This window comes from Arenicella xantha, assembly GCF_003315245.1.
In the GTDB taxonomy this organism is placed as follows: domain Bacteria; phylum Pseudomonadota; class Gammaproteobacteria; order Arenicellales; family Arenicellaceae; genus Arenicella; species Arenicella xantha.
Genome location: NZ_QNRT01000005.1, coordinates 26,513 through 45,905 on the forward strand (window position 1 = coordinate 26,513; position 19,393 = coordinate 45,905).

Annotated in this window: 16 protein-coding genes and 1 pseudogene; 11 read left to right on the top strand and 6 right to left on the bottom strand. The window is 47.2% G+C overall.

Annotated features, from left to right (window positions below):
* Window positions 1-128: 128 nt before the first annotated feature.
* Window positions 129-1,166, bottom strand: a complete 1,038-nt coding sequence (gene lpxD, locus DFR28_RS15510; RefSeq protein ID WP_113955301.1) for a UDP-3-O-(3-hydroxymyristoyl)glucosamine N-acyltransferase — start codon at window positions 1,164-1,166, stop codon at window positions 129-131.
* Between the two features lie 110 nt (window positions 1,167-1,276).
* Here lpxD and DFR28_RS15515 point away from each other — a divergent pair, with 110 nt between their 5' ends.
* The 5 genes from DFR28_RS15515 to DFR28_RS15535 all read left to right on the top strand — a co-directional run bounded on the left by DFR28_RS15515 (window position 1,277) and on the right by DFR28_RS15535 (window position 5,776).
* Complete coding sequence (locus tag DFR28_RS15515; protein ID WP_113955302.1) at window positions 1,277-2,308, top strand: TAXI family TRAP transporter solute-binding subunit; 1,032 nt, start codon at window positions 1,277-1,279, stop codon at window positions 2,306-2,308.
* Window position 2,309: 1 nt separating this feature from the next.
* Complete coding sequence (locus DFR28_RS15520; RefSeq protein ID WP_113955303.1) at window positions 2,310-2,927, top strand: carbonic anhydrase; 618 nt, start codon at window positions 2,310-2,312, stop codon at window positions 2,925-2,927.
* Window positions 2,928-2,994: 67 nt separating this feature from the next.
* Window positions 2,995-3,672 (top strand): TIGR00153 family protein, encoded by a 678-nt coding sequence (locus DFR28_RS15525; protein WP_113955304.1) that lies wholly within the window; start codon window positions 2,995-2,997, stop codon window positions 3,670-3,672.
* A gap of 39 nt (window positions 3,673-3,711) precedes the next feature.
* Window positions 3,712-4,995 carry an inorganic phosphate transporter gene (locus tag DFR28_RS15530; RefSeq protein ID WP_113955305.1) on the top strand — a complete coding sequence of 428 codons (1,284 nt, stop codon included), beginning with the start codon at window positions 3,712-3,714 and terminating at the stop codon, window positions 4,993-4,995.
* A 61-nt stretch (window positions 4,996-5,056) separates the two neighbouring features.
* Window positions 5,057-5,776: a DUF3581 family protein gene (locus DFR28_RS15535; protein ID WP_113955306.1), complete on the top strand. Its 720-nt coding sequence runs from the start codon at window positions 5,057-5,059 to the stop codon at window positions 5,774-5,776.
* A 51-nt stretch (window positions 5,777-5,827) separates the two neighbouring features.
* Here the strand turns inward: DFR28_RS15535 and DFR28_RS19590 are convergent, their stop codons facing one another.
* The 5 genes and pseudogenes from DFR28_RS19590 to DFR28_RS15555 all read right to left on the bottom strand — a co-directional run bounded on the left by DFR28_RS19590 (window position 5,828) and on the right by DFR28_RS15555 (window position 10,058).
* Window positions 5,828-6,142: a hypothetical protein gene (locus tag DFR28_RS19590; RefSeq protein WP_147251029.1), complete on the bottom strand. Its 315-nt coding sequence runs from the start codon at window positions 6,140-6,142 to the stop codon at window positions 5,828-5,830.
* A gap of 83 nt (window positions 6,143-6,225) precedes the next feature.
* Window positions 6,226-7,842, bottom strand: a complete 1,617-nt coding sequence (locus DFR28_RS15540; protein WP_113955307.1) for a GMC family oxidoreductase — start codon at window positions 7,840-7,842, stop codon at window positions 6,226-6,228.
* A 200-nt stretch (window positions 7,843-8,042) separates the two neighbouring features.
* Window positions 8,043-8,579, bottom strand: a pseudogene (locus DFR28_RS15545) (cytochrome b); the annotation flags it as partial.
* Between the two features lie 142 nt (window positions 8,580-8,721).
* Entirely contained in the window at window positions 8,722-9,537 is an 816-nt protein-coding gene (locus tag DFR28_RS15550) for a LytR/AlgR family response regulator transcription factor (protein ID WP_113955309.1), read from the bottom strand.
* Between the two features lie 71 nt (window positions 9,538-9,608).
* Window positions 9,609-10,058, bottom strand: a complete 450-nt coding sequence (locus tag DFR28_RS15555; RefSeq protein ID WP_211317021.1) for an MgtC/SapB family protein — start codon at window positions 10,056-10,058, stop codon at window positions 9,609-9,611.
* Between the two features lie 115 nt (window positions 10,059-10,173).
* Between DFR28_RS15555 and DFR28_RS15560 the strand changes: the two genes are divergently transcribed.
* The 6 genes from DFR28_RS15560 (at window position 10,174) to DFR28_RS15585 (ending at window position 19,362) form a co-directional block, all read left to right on the top strand.
* Window positions 10,174-12,003: a cation:proton antiporter gene (locus DFR28_RS15560; protein ID WP_113955310.1), complete on the top strand. Its 1,830-nt coding sequence runs from the start codon at window positions 10,174-10,176 to the stop codon at window positions 12,001-12,003.
* Entirely contained in the window at window positions 11,996-12,739 is a 744-nt protein-coding gene (locus tag DFR28_RS15565) for a Crp/Fnr family transcriptional regulator (RefSeq protein WP_113955311.1), read from the top strand. Before DFR28_RS15560 ends, DFR28_RS15565 begins: the two co-directional genes overlap by 8 nt.
* A 227-nt stretch (window positions 12,740-12,966) precedes the next feature.
* The gene (locus DFR28_RS15570) at window positions 12,967-14,451 is read left to right on the top strand and encodes a sigma-54-dependent transcriptional regulator (RefSeq protein ID WP_113955312.1); all 1,485 of its coding nucleotides are present in this window, start codon (window positions 12,967-12,969) and stop codon (window positions 14,449-14,451) included.
* Between the two features lie 236 nt (window positions 14,452-14,687).
* Window positions 14,688-15,119 (top strand): hypothetical protein, encoded by a 432-nt coding sequence (locus DFR28_RS15575; protein WP_113955313.1) that lies wholly within the window; start codon window positions 14,688-14,690, stop codon window positions 15,117-15,119.
* A 34-nt stretch (window positions 15,120-15,153) separates the two neighbouring features.
* Entirely contained in the window at window positions 15,154-16,917 is a 1,764-nt protein-coding gene (locus tag DFR28_RS15580) for a mechanosensitive ion channel family protein (RefSeq protein ID WP_113955314.1), read from the top strand.
* Window positions 16,918-16,989: 72 nt separating this feature from the next.
* Window positions 16,990-19,362, top strand: coding sequence for a fatty acid cis/trans isomerase (locus DFR28_RS15585; RefSeq protein WP_113955315.1), 2,373 nt, complete (start codon window positions 16,990-16,992; stop codon window positions 19,360-19,362).
* The last annotated feature ends 31 nt before the right edge of the window (window positions 19,363-19,393 follow it).

Consider the following 19,393-nt stretch of genomic DNA (forward strand, 5'->3'; position numbering starts at 1 on the left):
TGTGTTAGCTCGTCTAATGTTGTCTTGTTGTGCCAACGAACGCGGCAGGTCATGGTTATCAGGGTCATGACCAGTTTGATCAATCTGGGTATCAGAATGAATTTTAATTCAGTTTTTTTGTTCGGCATCTAACTGTCGTCGTCGAGGCGAGCCTGCAATGTTTTGAGCGTTTTTTCCAACCGAGCGACTTTTTTCCCCAAGGCTAAATTGCGTACGTATTCCTTCAGCGGGCGAGCTGGTGTTCCTGCCCACATTCCCGCGCTGGGTATGTCTTCGGTAACGCCGCAACGATGTAATAAAATCGCGCCGTCCGCAACATTCTTGTGATCTAACACGCCGGTTTGCCCTGAGGCTATGACTTGTTTGCCAATTTTTGATGAGCCCGCTACTGCGGTTTGCGCTGTGAGTACGGTGTTTTCACCGACCTCAACGTTGTGGGCTATATGTACTAAGTTGTCAATCTTAACGCCTCGACGCAATCGCGTTTCACCGAATGTTCCTCGGTCAATGCAGCTGTTGGCGCCGACGTGCACATCATCTTCTAATACCACTACCCCGGTATGCGGAATAGGATGGTATTGACCGCTAGCATCTGGTGCAAAGCCAAACCCTTCGCTGGCTATAACGCTGCCGGATTGCACTACGCATCGCTTACCAATGTGCGTGCCGTAGCCCAAATTAACGCCGCTATGGATGACACTGTCGTCACCAATGACGACCTGGTGTTCAAGCACTGAAGTCGCTCGAACAATAACTCTATCGCCTAATATGCAGTCACTGCCTATCACTGCATTTGGGCCTATCCGGCAGCCCGTGCCGAGCCGCGCTGAAGCATGGATTACTGCGCTAGGATGAATCGCATCCCACTCGAGATCGGCATTGAGGTATGGATCATAGCGGCGTTTAATTGCCGATTGCGCTAGTCTGAGATCAGCTACGCAGACGATGAAGCTGTCGGTGTGGTCTAGAATTTTATTGGCAACTTCAACTGAGGTAATAATGACCGCGGCGCTAGGAGGCAACAGTTCGGCACTCTGCAGAAATATTAAACAGCTGGCGCTAGCTTGGTCAGGGCTGGCAGATCGGTCAAACTGAGTATGTTTGCCGTGGGTTTGTAGCACCACATCAGCAAATTCAGTGACTAATTCTTGGGTAGTAAATATCATGCCTTACATGATACGTCACCGTGATTACCATCGTCCATCCTAGAGTTAGTTGGAGAAGTTGTTTATAGTACGCAGATCGTCCGTCATCGAACTTAACGCCACTCACAAATATGTCGAGATTTCTCAAACTTGTGCATTTGTCTTGCTTCGTCAGCCTGCTGGCTGCCTGTGGTGAGTCGACTGAGAGCATTGCGCCGATTGGCTTAGAGAACGTTGTTGAGCCGGCGCCGACAGTCGACAACAAAAATACGCATTTGTTTATTGGAACCGGTAGTGTACAGGGTGTCTACTTTCCCATAGGGGGCGTGATTTGTCGCTTGCTTAATCGAGACAAAGTTCGACATCGTATTCGCTGTTCACTGGAGAGCACAGGTGGCTCGGTTTATAATCTGAAAGAACTTCGCGCCGGTAACTTTGACCTAGTCTTTGCTCAATCAGACTGGCAATTCCATGCTTACCACGGCACCAGCGTGTTTGAAAAAGATGGGCCGAACTCAGACTTGCGTGCGGTGTTTGCTTTAGAAGCCGACCCGATCATTTTGCTGGTGAAGCAAGACAGCTCAGTCGAAGAATTTGATGAGTTAGCTGGCAAAACCGTGAGTTTCGGTTATACGCGATCACTGCAACATCGGATCATGGATGATTTTCTCGCGGTCAAACAATGGAGCAGTGAGAATTTTAAAGAAGTTCGCCCAATGAGCGATTCTAAGCAGCTGGTTCAGTTATGCGACGGTTTAATCGATGCTGGATTATTGTTGTCGAGTGGTTTAAATGATTATTTAGCTGAATTACCATCTGACTGCGCTTTGCGCATGGTGTCCATTAGCGGGCATAGTGTCGATGAGGTGATACAGCGACATCCATATTACCGAACCGGTAGAATTCCTAAGGGTATGTATTTGAATGCAGCGGACGACACCGAATCATTTGGCTTAGGCGCTACTTTTGTTGCGTCAGAATCGACCTCGCCTAAGGCGATTTATCACGTCGTTAAAGAGGTCGTCGAAAATTTTCGTGATTTTAAATCACTTCATCCTTCGTTGTCTGAGCTTGATCAACATGAGCTTTCGAACGCTGGTATCTCAATCCCACTACATCCTGGTGCCATCCGTTACTACAAGGAAGCTAGGTTACTAAAATAATATTATGCAAGCAGATCAAGCCCTACAAAAGTTGATTGATGGTAATCAGCATTTTATCAGTGCCACCGCCGCTAATTCGGAAATTACTACGCACCTCAAGCCAGTGAATCTTGGCGAGAAACAAAAGCCCTTCGCGGTTATTTTGGGCTGTTCTGACTCCCGTGTGCCGGCCGAGCTAGTGTTTCATTGCGGTCTTGGCGATTTGTTCGTGATTCGAGTCGCCGGAAACATAGTGGCGCCGTCGCAAATTGGTAGCATTGAGTTTGCTTGTCAACAATTCGATGTTCAGTTGGTGGTGGTATTAGGTCATTCTCACTGTGGTGCGATTAACGCTACGGTGGATGCTTTAACGGTCGATCAAGATACTATTTCACCAAACATTGCGTCGATTGTTGACCGCGTGACTCCAGCCGTATTACCGATTGTCAACGCAGGTAATTACGGCGACCGCACTGACCTTATTCATCAAGCTATGCGCGCTAATGTTGAGCAATCTGTTAATGGCTTGCAAATGCGCTCCAGGCAATTGCGCCAGTTGGTACGTAAGGGTAAATTAAAAATCGTTGGTGCGGAATATTCGATTGAGAGTGGCCGAGTCGATTTTTACAATCAAGATTAGCGCGGCGTAAGAATGCGCATCGGCAGTGTCGAACTTTGTGATATGAACTTATGATTAGGAAATCAATATGGTAAGCAGCCCCTTTAGTAATTTATTCGGCCAGTCGCCGATTCGTCCAATTCAGACACATATTGGGTTAGCCCACCAATGCGCGGAGCTGTTGCAACCGTTTATGGAAGCGGCCATGGTGAATGACTGGGACACAGCAAAAGACCTGTACCAGCAAATAGCTAAGTTGGAGCATGATGCTGATGATGCCAAGACTCAGCTTCGTACCAATTTACCGAGCAGTTTGATGATGCCGGTCGACCGCGGCGACTTGCTATTAATGATTAGCAAACAAGATAAGATCGCGAACTGTACCAAAGACATCGCCGGTATCATGGTGGGTCGTAAAATGGCGATTCCGGTTGAAATCAGTGAGTTGATGCGTAAGTTTGTTAGCCTCGCAATCGAAACGTCAGCCCAAGCAGTTAAAGCCGTTAATGAAATGGATGAACTGCTGGAGCTGGGTTTTAAAGGACGCGTTCTGGATGTGGTTGAGACCTTAATTGAAGAGTTGAATCGACTGGAACATGAGAATGACGAGTTGCAAATAAAAGTCCGAGCTCAGCTATTTGAGATCGAAGAGTCTCTCTCACCTATCAATGTTATTTTTCTATATAAAGTCATTGAATGGGTCGGCGCTCTGGCGGATGCGGCGCAAAGTGCTGGTGGCAAATTACAATTATTGATCGCGCGTTAATCAACGTGGCTCAAACAATTTAGATAAAGGGGCATACTAATGGAAATTATCGCGCAACACGGTCATATGTTGTTAATCCTCGGCTGTATCTTCGCCTTTTTCATGGCTTGGGGAATTGGCGCTAATGACGTGGCTAATGCGATGGGAACGTCCGTCGGTTCCCGCGCATTAACGGTAAAACAAGCTATTTTTATCGCGATCATATTCGAGTTTGCTGGGGCTTATTTGGCCGGTGGTGAAGTTACTTCGACGATCCGCAAAGGCATTCTTGATCCGGCATTAATAAATGATCAACCTGATTTGTTGGTGTTTGGCATGATGTCAGCTTTGCTGGCAGCCGGTTGTTGGTTACTTATTGCTAGCATGAAAGGCTGGCCAGTCTCTACTACTCACTCGATTGTTGGTGCGTTGGTTGGTTTTGCTGCGGTGGGTATTTCTGTCGATGCGGTCAATTGGGGAAAAATAGGAACCATTGTCGCCAGTTGGGTTGTCTCTCCGTTATTGGCGGGCACCATTTCTTATGCTTTATTTACCAGCGTGCAACGACTGGTATTGGACACCGAAGACCCGTTTAAAAACGCCAAACGTTATGTGCCCCTGTATATGTTTTTCGTGGGTTTTATGATCGCCATGGTGACTGTTCTCAAAGGGCTTAAAAATACTGCGCTAGACTTAGATTTTGGCCTCGGTAGTAAGTTTCTGAATGGACTGCCGTTGGCGATTATCGCAGGTTTGATTGTGTCGGCAATTGGTGCGCTGATGCTTCGACGTGTTAAGGATACAGCGGTTGAGGGCAAAGCTAATCGCTTCGCCAACGTCGAGAATTTGTTTGCCATATTAATGATATTTACGGCGGCGGCGATGGCCTTTGCGCACGGTTCAAATGACGTCGCAAATGCAGTAGGACCATTGGCAGCGATTGCTAGCGTAATTGAGTCGGGCGGGCAAGTTGCAACTAAATCAGCTCTTCCTGGATGGATTTTGGTGCTTGGTGGCCTGGGTATTGTGGTGGGTCTTGCCACATACGGTTTCAAGGTGATGGCAACCATTGGGCGAAAAATCACTGAGTTAACGCCAAGTCGGGGTTTCGCTGCTGAGCTCGGAGCTGCCACGACGGTCGTATTTGCCTCAACTTGGGGTTTGCCGGTTTCGACTACGCATACCTTGGTTGGCGCCGTGTTAGGCGTTGGTTTGGCACGCGGTATTGGGGCACTAAACCTCAAAGTAGTTGGTAATATTTTTATGTCTTGGATCGTAACATTGCCTGCTGGTGCCGGCTTTTCGATAATTATTTTCTTTACTCTCAAAGGTATATTCGGTTAGCCGAAAAAACCTCACACAATTACGTATTTGCTGCGTGTCGCGGCACACTAGGATTAAATAAATGTCTTTCCTCGACCCGTATCACTCATCCATTAGCGCAAACCAAATTCAGGTGAGCGCCGATCAAGGTAGTCAGTTCGCCAAACAAGTGGCCGGTGACTACAACCCGATTCATGATCCCGACTCGTCGCGGTTCTGTGTGCCTGGTGACTTATTGTTTGCGCTAACGCTACAGAAATACGGGATTCATACCAGCATGGGGTTTCAGTTTCTAGAGCTGGTAGCCGGTGATGCAATCCTTAATTTTCCTGAGGTTGAGCCCTCAGATGAGGTCTCTTTTGCCGTAGAGAATGAGCGTGCTAAGCCGGTAATGGCGGTGCAATATCAAGGTGATGCTGGTCATCAACAAGCGCAAATCGAATCGGTGATACGCGAGTATGTGGCGTTTTCGGGGCGCAATTTTCCACATATATTGTTGCCACTGATCAAGCAGCACGACGTGATGGTAAACCCCAAGCGGCCATTGGTTATCTATGAGCGAATGTCATTTGAATTGGACCACTTGGATTTTGACCATGTGGAGCTTGAATTGTCCGGCACCGAGCTTGAAGTCACCGGTAAGCGTGGTCGTGCAATTTTGGAGTTTGTTTTTAAACATCAAGGGGCGGAAATCGGAACGGGGTCTAAAGTGTTGGTGCTAAGTGGCTTGAGGCCCTATGAAGAAGCGGTGATGAATCAAGTCAGAGATGATTATTTGGCACGAGTAAACGCTGAGCAATAACTCAAACGGGTGGGCATCTGTGCGGTCAAGCCGTGTTACCGCGCTGCGGCATTATTGAATATTCAGCGTGCGACTGTTGAGTTTCAAGGTAGAACGCGCGAATTCGGCAATTGACGATGGCTGGAAGGTGCGTACCTCGTCTTCTAATGCGAGAAGAAATAATTGGCGTATAAATTCCCGACATTGCGAGCCTGAGTCAAAACATAATGCGTTGGCATCGAGCTTTTGGTGTTGGATTAGAAGCTTAACCAGTTCGCATTGGCATGGAATGACCCAGCAATCGCGTCGTGTTCTAAACACCAGCTCTGATCGCTTTTGACTATGTAAATTGTTTGCGCTGTTGGATGCGCCGTGTTGTCTGGTCACGCTGAACCCTCCAATAGATAACCTTAAATGAGAATCATTCTCATTTAAGGTTCGGCGTTTGTCAACTAATCTAACCGCGAATGTTACTGATTATCGGCTTTTATTAGGTCGGCGGCTTTCTCGGCAATCATGATGGTCGGCGCATTAGTATTTCCAGATACCAAGGTTGGCATTATTGATGCATCCACCACACGCAAATTTTTAATTCCATGTACGCGCAAACGAGAATCCACTACCGCCATTGCATCGTGGCCCATTTTACAGGTGCCGACTGGATGGTACACCGTGTCGCAACGAGCCCGGATGTCCGCTTTGAATAGGGTGTCGTCGTCTTCGTCGCTGGCGTATAAAGGTTTGCCGCGAATATCATCAAATGCCGTTTGTCGGAACACGGTTTGGGCGAGCCTAGAAGCTTTGTAGAGAACCTCAAAGTCACGCGGGTCTTGCAAAAAAGCGACATCGATATCGGGGTCATCATGTGGATTTGCGCTGTGCAATGTCACTTGGCCGCGACTTTTAGGTCGTAAGACGCAGACGTGAAAGCTGTAGCCGTGGCCCCAGTAAAGCTTTCGTCCATGATCGTCAACCAATGCGCGAACTAGATGGAACTGGGTATCCGGTGACGGGGCGTCATCTTCAACGCGTAAAAATGCGCCAGATTCGGCGTAGTTTGTGGCTAATAGGCCGCGGCGCTTTGTGAAGTAGCGAACCATCTCCGCGAAAAACTTTAAACCACCGCGGATCGAAAATCCGACAGTTTCTAACGATGAAGATTTAAAACTGAGTAAGTAATCAGGGTGATCTTGTAGATTCTTGCCAACGCCGGGTAAGTCTTTTATCAGCTTGATTCCATGCTCTGACAGTTGCTGTTTATCGCCGATGCCGGACAACATAAGTTGTTGAGGCGAGCCAAAAGCGCCCGCGCTCAGAATTACTTCACGGTTCGCGCTAATGGTGTGCGACTTGCCTTTAATGCGTACGCGTACTCCAGTGGCGGTTGTTTCATCAACTTGTCCGTCAGTGGTTACTGAGTCAAATAATATCTGTTCGACATGTGCGTGGGTAAATACCGTGACATTGCCTCTTGCGATAGCTGGCTCAAGGTAGGCACGAGCAGCGGACCAGCGTTCCCCGTTTTTCTGCGTCACTTCAAAATAGCCTACACCTTCTTGGCTGGCGCCATTGAAGTCCTGATTACGTGGTAAACCGATCGCTTCGGCAGCGTTAAATAGCCGATCGTTTAGTGGGCTGGGGTCAGTAACGGCGGCCACATTGAGTGGCCCACCTTGACCGCGCAAGGCTGTTGCACCAGCTTCACAATGTTCGGACTTCTTAAAGTATGGCAGCACATCATCAAAGCCCCAGCCTTCGCAGCCTTGGTCGCGCCAAGCATCGTAATCTTGAGGTACACCTCTAATATAGATCATCGCGTTGATAGCCGATGAGCCGCCCAAAGCTTTGCCACGAGGTTGGTAGCAGACTCGGTTGTTTAATGCGGACTGCGGCGTTGTGTTAAATGCCCAGTTCTTGATCTTCTTGGGCAACAAGGCAATTACGCCTGCGGGTATCCATACCAATGGATTCTTGTGGGAGCCACCTGCCTCCAGAACGCAGACACTCACATTCGGGTCTTCACCTAATCGATATGCGAGGGCGCATCCGGCCGATCCTGCGCCGATTATGACGTAGTCAAATTTCATTGAGAAATAGTTGCCTTAACTTGAGGATTCTTGACTTTCTCGGTAGCAAGTGTGAATGTGAGTCGTTACATAATCTATGCATTCAAATATAACGCTGCCGAGACAAAAGCACAATGACTTGCGCTGTCATTCCGAGGGCAAGCGAAGTCCCTATTAAAGTGTTAACGATATTGCGAGTGAATAGAGCTAAATTACTTCAGCTATTGAATTCCTAGCATTCGCTTCAGGGTATTATCTTTGTCGAGAAAGTGATGCTTTAATGCCGCCACTATATGTAAACTCAATAGAGTAATAATTAGGTAGCCGATAATCTCATGAGCTTGATAGCCAAAATCCATTAACGTGACATCAAAGGGCATTGCTTGCCCCTTTTCATCATAGTTGCTTGGAATCAGTTGCAAACTAAATAACGCAATACCGTGACCACCAAAACCACTTGCTAACATGCCAGCCATAGGCATTAAGGTAAGTAACCCAAGCAAGCATCGGTGCGCCCACTTTACGATTTTTTCACGCTTAGAACCTTTTGTTGATGACTCCCAAGGATAAAGCATTCGCCAGATCAACCTTAAAAATATTGCCAAAATCGCTAGCACACCTAATGATTTATGCAGGGCATAGTAGTCATACCATTGATTGCTTTTCATCGACAACCCCAGGGCTAGCAAAGTCACTATGAGAATGGCCATTGTCCAATGGATAACTCTTGTAATACGTTGATTGTGTATGTTCAATTTACGTCTCCTATATTGTTCGTGCTTGCATCCTAAAAGGTGCGAAGCTCTACAAACAAGGGCCTAGGGACGAGAGAACATTTTTTGGGGCGAACGACTATTGGTTATCTATAGAGTCCTATTTCGACCCTATATCTCTAATGTGTTATGCGGCAGAAATGATCGAAATAGATTTGACGTTGGCCTTATATTTTTTACTAACAACAATTTTTTGTTGGTTCGATAGAGTCGCTAAAGCGTTGCCATTTGCTAGGTTGGTTAATTTGACCAGTTTGTTCAGATTAATTGCATGACTACGGTGTATTTGTAAAAAACTTCCTTCAGGTAATTTCTTGAGTAATTCTCTAAGAGTGGTGCGTTTCAAATAGTGAGAGTTCTCGCAACCTATTTCAACGTAGTTTCCTGATGCTTTCAGGCTATAAATTTGCTTCGGGATTAAAACTAAGCTCAAGCCTTGGTGTTCGACACTAATACTAGTTTGGTCTTCGATATGCTTATTCTTTTTCGATGGCTTTTCAGTTAGTGATCTGACCTGACGGTTGTTATAAATGTACCAAACGCTCGCAATAGTCACATAGGCCGGTAGATATTTGGGCAACATAATAATGGTGGTTGCTATCCAAGAAGGTGGATATTCACCAAAATTGAGCTGAATCCTTACTAAACAAGTAAAAGTAAGGCAAATAATACCCGCGGATAATAGTGCCACTGGCAGTGAATATCTTAGTTGTAGTCTCTCTAGTAGCCATATTATAGTTGGGCTAATGATTAGCCAGATTCCCCACTCTTTAGAAAACCAAGCTAAAGAATCCACATAACTGTAGTCAGTCTCTGTTGCGTATCCACGCCAAAATAAGCTGTAACAGTTGTAAAGAATGAAATAAACCAACCAACTCAGGTAGTTTATTTTAACTAATTGAATAAAGTCTGGTGAAAAACTATGTCCTTTAAGAGTCGTCATTTTGGTATTTCAATCATATGAAAATAACTTTGCCTCAGATTAGGTAGGTGAACGGTTAGATTCCGTGTGACCTAATCTCCATTGTTTATTTTCACCTCTTTCTTAACTTGGCCAAATAATTTCAAACAAATATAGGTCATAAAGCTTAGTGCTATGGCGATTTCGATACGACCTAGCCCCACCGCGATACCGACTGCGCCAGTCGACCATATGGCTGCGGCGGTTGATGTTCCACTGACGTCTGAATCACGTTTGAGGATTGCGCCACCGCCAATAAAGCCAATGCCGGTAACAATGCCCCCAACGATCCGACCCTGCGCGCCGGCGTCGGTAAACATGGTCATCGCCAATATAGTAAAGCTACAGGCTGCCATTGATACTAGCGGAAAGGTACGCAGCCCAGCGGTGTGTGATTCGCTCTCTCGTTCCCAAGCGGTAAACAGCGGTAAGACAAAGGCTATCAGTAGCTGTAGCAGGTTGGTTGCCAACAAAGCAGGGTCAATAGTAAACAACGACATCATGGCAGAGGCTATAAGAATAGTTCGAAACCCTTACATTGTGTCAGAAACAAGGCTTGAGTGCAGCGACGCTTAGCGTTTACCATGAGAGTCCGCTCTTTTAATGTGTGTTACTTGGATGTCGTCATTACTACTACTTGGTTTAATCGGTTTCGTCGGCTTTCTTTGCCAATGGTTTTCGCACCGCGTTAAATTGCCCGCAATCCTGTTTTTATTGATTGCCGGAATCTTATTGGGTCCGGTGTTCTCAATATTGGATCCGAATGCCCTGTTTGGTGACTTACTGTTTCCGTATATTTCTCTGTCGGTGGCGGTGATCCTCTTTGAAGGCGCGCTGACACTAAAGCGCAGTGAACTAAACGAAATTGGTCGTCCAGTGCGCCGAATGGTAACCGTGGGCGTGGCGGTCAACGGCTCTCTCATGACTCTCGCTACGCATTACTTGATGGGCCTGAGCTGGGAGCTGTCTGCGCTCTTTGGTGCGATCATGGTCGTCACCGGCCCGACTGTGATTATGCCGATGCTGAGAACCGTTCGGCCTAAGCCTAAAATCGCCGACGTACTGCGCTGGGAAGGAATAGTTATTGACCCCATAGGCGCATTGATTGCGGTATTGGTGTTCGAGTGGATTGTGGTCCAACAATCGACCGCAGAAATCAGCGAAATTTTCTATGTGTTTGGTGGCACGGTTCTGGTTGGTCTGGTTGTTGGATTAGTCGCCGGCTATTTATTCGGCCTGCTACTACGTAATCATTTCATTCCTGAACGGCTACAGAACTTCGGCTCGTTGGCAGCCGTGTGCTTGGTGTTTGCGTTATCCGATAGCCTGATGCATGAATCCGGTTTACTGGCGGTGACGGTAATGGGTATGTTGCTGGCCAATATGCGCGACGTGCACATTGACTCGATTTTGGAATTCAAGGAAGACCTCACTGTGGTCTTTGTGTCGGCATTATTCATTGTGTTGGCTGCGAGGCTCGATGTTGCTGGGTTTGTGGCGCTGGGATGGAGTGCCCTACTGTTGCTGATTGTTATGCAATTCATTGCGCGGCCACTCAAAGTAGCCGTTAGCTTTTTGCGCTCGGACTTCACTTGGCGTGAGCGCGCGCTGGTGGCTTGGATTGGGCCGCGCGGAATCGTGGCAGCGGCAGTCTCGGCGGTGTTTGCCCTTCGTTTAGAGGATTTAGGGGTTGTCGGGGCTGAGAAGCTGGTGCCGTTGGCATTTATGATCATTATTGGCACGGTAGTGTTTCAAAGTTTAACCGCTCGCCCGGTGGCACGGCTCTTAAAGGTTGCGCTGCCAAAGACTCATGGTGTGCTGATTGTTGGCGCAAACCCGCTGTCAATTGCCATTGCTAAGGCGTTCGAAAGAGCTGAAGTTGACACCATTATTTGTGATACCAATTGGGACCAGCTGCGCAACGCGCGAATTTCCGGCATCAAGACTTATTACGGTAACCCGAGCTCTGATCATGGTCTGATGCATCTAAATACGTCGACCTATGGCTATATGATGGGGCTCTCGAATCACTTCGAATACAATCTAACGCAAGCAAGTAGTTTTCGTGAAGAGTTTGGCGCGCGCAACGTGTTTGTGCTGCCCCCGAATCAATCATCAGAGCGCTTCAAGCGACATGTATCAAGTGCCAAAAATAGTGGCCGTATATTGTGGGAAGAAGGTACCGCTTATACCAAATTGAAAAAACGGTTGAACGATGGCGAGCAGATCCGGATTACTGATTTAAGTGATGCGTATTCGTACGCAGAGTGGCGCCAAGACAATGAAAGCGCGCTAATGCTGTTTGCACTGAAGCCAAACGGCGACATATTGTTTAACACCACTGAGGGGCGTTTTATCGTCGAGTCGGGTTATAAATTATTCTATTTGAGTAATAAGCCCGATCGCGCAAACAAGCCTGAGCGATTAGAGCAAAGTTCTAATGCGTGACACCGGTAAAAGCTGTTTAGTTGAAAAGCTGAGTGCATTTATTGAGTTAGGTGAGGTCGATGCTGGCTTGCTCGCAGACCTTGAAAAAGATACGCAAACGATAGCGCGGAACACGTTAGTCTGGAGCGTTAAAGATGAAATTAAGAACCTCTATGTGGTAAGAAAAGGTTGGTTAATTACCTATGCGATTTTGCAAGACGGGCGCCGTCAGCTACTAGAATTGCATTACCCCGGTGACGTGATTGGTGCGTCGGACATACCGTTTGAGCACGCGACCAGTAACTTAATGGCAATTGAAAGTTGTGAACTTTGTCCTTTTCCGAAGCGCTCTATGGACGTTATTTTCAGGCAGTCGCCAACATTAACCGCGTTGTTGTATACCCTTGCGATGATCGATAAATCTGTGATTCTTGATCGTTTAAGTGTGCTCGGCCGGATGAGTGCCCGTGAGCGGATCGCGCACCTGCTGCTTGAGATTCATTCGCGGTTACAGATTACTAAGGGCGTCGTTAATAATCGATTTAGGCTCCCGCTCTCTCAGTTTGATATTGGTGACGCGGTCGGTTTGACTAATGTGTCGGTTAGCAACGGGTTAGCTAAGCTTGAGGACGACGGGCTCATTCGGCGCGATCGAGGCCATATCACATTACTTGACTGCGAAAAATTGACCCAGCTAAGCGACTTTATCAACCGTTATTCAGAAGTTGATGTAAGTTGGTTTCCCCGTGCACATTAATCTCATGCAAAATTTGGCATAGTCACGTGAAAGCGTCGGTTTTAAACTGGTTTAAATCCCGATACGTGGTCCAAATGATATTGTGCGGATCAAGTTTGTAGGCGGTTTTCGTTGCAGTAAATTGATCCACGCCTACCTCTCCAATCTCATACTGGTCTCAAGCTAGCTTTATTGCTTAGTGAGTCAGCAATTCAGTGCTAATATGAGCAGCTGACCCCCGAGAAAAGATGAAACACATGGCCAGTAGTCTTCTTTATATTCACCAAGCGGATTCCAATCAAAGCAACTTGCAAACGTATTTGGAAGATCTGCCTTATCGACTTAGTCACGCAAATAGCGTTGACGATGCGGTTCATTTAATCGATGAAAAAGGCTCAAAGCCCGACGTAATATTGGTCGATATTGAACAGCTCAGTGAAACGCATATTATTCAACTCGAGGGTATTAAGGACTCATTGGGTGTGCACGAGTGGGTTTTTCTGTTGTACAAGGTTAGCGATGAGTTGGCTGACCGGATTGATGACCTTAGTTATCGTGAGCTAAGCCAGCCATGCTCCCCTAAACGTGTCTCAACGGCCATTCGTAATGCGATGCGGTCGACAAAAGTACGCCGACGCCTAGCCGACTACGCAGCCGATAGTTTAAAGAAGCATAGTTTTGACTCCATAGTGGGTTCCAGTGATGTCACAGTGGAACATCGTCGCGTGCTTGAAGAATTGAGCCAAGTGCCAATGAGTACGTTAATGATTCAAGGTGAGACTGGTTCAGGTAAAGGTCATGCGGCTGGAATCCTACACAGTAATGGCTTGCGACAAGAGTACCCGTTTATTGAAATGAATTGCGCGGCGATTCCGAAAGACTTAGTCGAATCCCAATTATTTGGGCACGAAGCGGGTTCTTTTACCGGCGCCAAACGCCGTCACCGCGGCCTTCTAGAGCAAGCAAACGATGGCACTTTGTTTCTCGATGAGATTGGTGAAATGCCGTTGGATGTACAATCCAAATTGCTAAAAGCGATAGAAGAGCAATCATTTCGCCGAGTTGGTGGTGAGCAAGAAATCTCTGTTGATGTGCAAATTTTTGCAGCGAGTAATCAAGATTTAGAGACTATGGTGGTCGACGGTACGTTTCGCGAAGATTTGTATCACCGACTCAATGTATTTGAGATTACCATACCGGCCTTGCGTGAATATAAATCCGATTTGACTGAATTGGTGCCGATGTTAGTGGCTGAATACAGCGCTCGATCGGGTAAACATATTACTGAAATACCGAATGAAGCCTGGAGCGAGATGTTAAGTTACAACTGGCCAGGCAACGTTCGAGAGCTTCGAAATGCCATTGAACGTTCAGTATTACTGTCTCGTGATGGTGTGCTCAATTCGAATTGGCTAAATCTCAATAATACCTTACTTGAAGATCAGCTTGACGATGTCGAGAGTGAGGAAGAACAATCTGCCGCGCCCGACAGCCTCGAGGCTGACAGCCATGATAATGTCGCGACTCTCAATGTGGTCAAATCAAACCAGCTAACCTTTGTCGTTGATGGCAGCATTAGCTTAGAGGAAATGGATCGCCAAATTATTCAGAAGGCCTTGGAAGTTAGTCAGAATAATATTACTCAAGCAGCTCAATTGCTCGGTGCCACGCGTGAAACCTTGCGTTACCGAATTCAAAAATACGAGTTGGAGGTTGGTTCTGAATCAGCCTAGTGCATTACCACCTACCGGGTGGTGAAAACAACCAACCACACAGTTGGGGATGATATTTGTGCGTTTTTAACAGTCAGGTAAAGTAATATTATTCCCTTACCTTCTTGTTTTTATTAAATTATTTTAGATATTTCGGCCAAGCGCAGCAAGTTGGCATTGAAATTGCTTTTCCTAGTGACAAGGTCGCGAATCAGTTGTGTTAGCGACGTCCATTCACTGATGTAATTAGGAGAAGCATGAATACTTTTGACAAATCGAATCCACAAACTTCGTTCGGCGCGTTCAAACCGGTCGGTAATTTAGTGGCCGTATTTGACGATCCTGACAGCGCGGCGCGCGCTCGAGCAGATCTAACCAGCGGCGGGTATACTAGCGATGAATTGACACTGATGCGCAGTGCTGAATTCATTCAATTGTTAGATAAAATGCGTGAAGACGAAAACGCGATTGCTGTGCTTGGGTCTGAAATGAAAAAGACCGACCAGTTCCGAGAAGTGGCTGAACAAGGCGCGAGCTTTCTAATTATTTTTGCGCCGAGTGAGCAAGAGACCAATCGTGCAATGCAAGTTGTGATGCGCTACAACTACCAGTTTGCCCTGAAATACGGCCGAATGCTTATCGAACGATTTGATCCAGAGCATCCAGCTACCGGAGCTAATAGTAACTAGGCTATTTTGGCCGTCACACACAAAACAATCACCAATGATCAAACTCACATACTCTTTTGTTTGCGCATTAGTCTTCAGCACTGTTGTGCTGGCGGCTTCGGCGCAATCGGTCGAAAGCACGCAGACGCCTAAAGTTGATGAGGCGGTAAAAGATCTACCGCCGGTAGTGCTGTCTGACCAAGAACGACAAGAGAAGATCGAAGCCGAGCTGAGTGCTGAAGCCGTTGCGCAGTTGGCCGACATTCAAGAATCTCTAAAGCTGAAGATTGCTGAGCGCAAGAATCTTCGTGCCGCAGTGAGAGCGGCTGGTGACACGGTTTCGGATGAATTAGCCAACGCGCTCGCCGCAATTGATAGCGAGATATCTTTGCTCGAAGAAACGTTCGAACAAATAGCCATTGGCGGGGTCGATTTATCGGCGTTTGGTGTTCAAGAAGAAAAGTTTGATTGGCGCGAAGAGCTCGTTACGATCGTTAAACCTTTACTCGAAAACATTAAAGACCTCACTGAGAAGCCGCGAAAAATTGAGAATCTTCGACGTATTATTGAAGAAAAAGAAGCGGCCGCTGTTGCATCGGAAGAAGCATTGGCCTCAATTGAGCGTCTACAGGCCAAGGCAGAGTCAAAGTCTGTTCTTGCTGAACTAGCAAAGATTGAGAAAGATTGGGCCAGTCGCCGCGACGACTTACATCGAGCGGTCCAGCTCGCCGAATACCAGCTTAATAATCTTGAAGGTAAAGATGTTAACTGGTTTGAGTTGGTGCAATCTGCGGCCTCCGACTTTGTTAGTGGTCGGGGCTTGACGTTATTGCTGGTGCTGATTGTGGCGGTAATTATTTGGGCCGTGATGCGCTTTTTGTTGTGGTTGGTCCGAGCGCGCACAGTTGGCAAAGCTGACCGTAGCACCAAAACCCACTATCGCTTGGCCGCCTACGGCTACAAAATATTTACCGTTATCCTGATTGCTGTCGGGTCGATGATGGTGCTGTACTTTCGTCAAGACCTGTTGCTTCTGGCGATTGTGGTGGTGGTATTTATTGGTGCCGCACTAGCACTCAAGAATCTATTGCCGCGTTATGTTGCCGAGAGTCGATTATTATTAAATATTGGCAGCGTGCGCGAGCGCGAGCGGCTCATGTACGAAGGCGTTCCTTACCAAGTACTCAATATCAATATGTACACCAGGCTGGCGAATCCCGAGATTAAGGGTGCATTGCGCCTACCTTTGTACCGATTGCACGACATGGTGTCGCGACCGGTTATCGGCGACACCTCATGGTTTCCGAGCAGTCAAGGTGATTGGGTTCTCGACGATGACGACGACCCACTGCAGGTGGTAGAGCAAACTATTGAAACAGTCAAACTACGCGACATGAATGCGACCACGTTCTTGATGCCGACCGCGGAGTATTACGCGGCAAAATATCGGAACCTGAGTAAACCCGATGGGTTTCGTGTCGCGATTGTTTTTGGCGTCGACTATGAATTGCAATCGACGTCGAGTGATGAGATCAGCGAGTTATTTCGAGCTGGGGTAGAAGGTTCGGTAGCAGGCAAAAAGTTCGAAGCCGACATGATCAACGTTGATGCTGATTTTCATTCCGCTGGAGACTCATCACTAAACTACGTTGTGTTCGCCTGGTTTAAACCTGAATCCGCGCGGTACTACAACCGAATTAAGCGACACCTCTGGAAATCCTGTGTTGACGTATGCAATCAGCAGGGCTGGAGCATTCCGTTTCCGCAGCTCACCGTGCACCAACCGAATTTGCGATCACACCAGACGCACAACGATTAACCTATTTTTGCTGCTAGTACATTCGCGCTTGTTTGCGAGTGGGGCGAAATTTAAAGAACCGCAGGAAATTTGATGAAAAACTGGCTCTTAGTCACGACCATAACATGCAGTCTATTACTTGGCTGTAGTGGCCCAAGTTCTGAGGTACAGCAGCTGGGTAGTCTTGATGCTTCCAATCAAGCTGCGCCGGAGGTTAGCTTTACTGATGACGTACGCCCCGTATTAGAGTCGCGCTGCATTAGTTGTCATGCCTGTTACGATGCGCCGTGCCAGCTAAAACTAACTGCCTATGATGGCGTTACCCGCGGCGCAACCAAGGACAAAGTTTACCAACACAAAAGTTTGCGTGAAGGTCGCTTAACACGATTGTTCTTTGACGCAGAGAGTACTCTTGAGTGGCGTACTAAGGGGTTTCATTCGGTACTAAGTGAGCCACTAGAAACAGATCAAGAGGCAGCTACACAAGCCTCAATCTTGACCGGCATGATTGATCTTAAAACAGCACATGATCTAAGTGATGGATCCCATCAGCCGGATTCTGATTTGCCTATTGATGATGCCAGTAGCTGGCAATGTGCCAGCAATCGCGCTGAATTTTTAGACTACGCTGAAGACTACCCACAACGTGGTATGCCTTATGGTTTACCGGGCTTGACCGAAGCTGAGCGTGGGCTTATCAAGTCTTGGGTAGCGAACGGTGCAGCAGATGACTCAGATTACACTTTGAGCGAGCGTGAGCAACGCGAAGTTGCCCGCTGGGAAACTTGGTTTAATGGTGAGTCGCTCAAGCAGCGTTTGGTGTCACGCTATATTTATGAGCATCTATTTCTCGCGGACCTATATTTTGGTGAGTCAGGCATTGGTCGCTACTTTGAGTTGGTAAGATCCACCACGGCTCCAGGCGAGTCTGTTGACGTAATCGCGACGCGGCGTCCGTTTGATGATCCAGGTCAAGACCGTGTGTTTTACCGTTTACGGCTGAATAAAGAAACACCGGTCGCCAAAACCCATATGCCCTATCCCTTAGATGAGCGCAAAATGCGACTTTGGAATGAATGGTTTTTGGGCGATGACTATTCGGTGGAGGAGCTGCCTGGTTATGCCATTAAAACCGCATCGAACCCCTTTATTACATTCAAAGATTTGCCGGCCGAGGCTCGCTATCGTTTTATGCTCGAGGAGGCTAACTTCACCGTTCGTGGATTTATTAAAGGGCCGGTTTGCAAAGGACAAGCAGCGGTAAATGTTATTAATGAACACTTTTGGGTTGCTTTTGTTGATCCCGAAATTCAGGCTGGTGACGCTATGCAACACTATTTGGCCGACGTACAAAGCCAATTAGACCTGCCGGCCGAAAAGGAAGACACATTAAGATTGCTTACCTCTTGGGAGGAGTTCGCGGGCAAGGAAAAAGAATTTTTGAAGCAGCGCCGAACTTACATACAAGCGCACATGACCGATGACGGTGTGCTGGATAGTCAAAAAATCTGGGACGGTGATGGTGACAATCCGAATGCTGCGCTGACCATCTTTCGGCACTTTGATCACGCAAGCGTACATCAAGGGTTTAATGGTCAAGCGCCCAAAACCGCATGGGTTATTGACTACCCGTTGTTGGAGCGTATTCATTATTTGTTGGTGGCTGGCTATGATGTATACGGTAATGTGAGTCATCAAATGCTGTCCCGAATTTATATGGACTTTCTACGCATGGAAGGTGAATCTCTGTTTCTATTGATGCTACCCGAAGAGGCCAGGCAAGACACGTTGAGCTATTGGTATCGAGGTGCAGATGATCGGATAAGCGAGTTTATGACGCTGACATTTCCGAGTTTAAATGCCGAACCAAAGACCTTTCTCGGAAAGTCGCGTGACGACGCCGAGCGACCAAATGAAAAACCGAAGCTTGCCGCGTATCAATCGATTAAAAGTCGACTAGGTAAGGCGTTGTCGCACCAATACGACATTGACAAGACCGATGTGGAGCAGGATAAGCGATTACTCGACAATGTAAAAAAACTGCATTCGATCAGTAGTAGATCTTTTCAATTTTTGCCGGAGGTGAGTTTTGTTGAGGTCACCGCCAGTGACCGCGTTCAATATTTCACACTGATAAAGAATCGTGGGCTTAAAAATAACACCTCGATCTTGCTTGAAAAACTCAATGCCGTACCTGAAGAAACATCGGTGTCGGTGGTGCCGGGATTCATTGGCTCGCGCCCCAACAGTTTTCTGCGCTTGCCGATCGACGAAATCGACACCTTCACTGAAAGCATGCTGACCATTCAAGATGATGAAGCTTACCAAGTGTTTGTGAATCAGTATGTGGTGCGTCGCGGCGACCCACAGTTTTGGCAGCACTATGATACGTTCCAGCAAGGTTTTAAAAAGGCCAGTCCGATTGATTACGGATTGCTTGACCTGAATAAATTGGAGAACCGTTAAGCCGTTATTACGATGATCTAGAGGAGAAGTT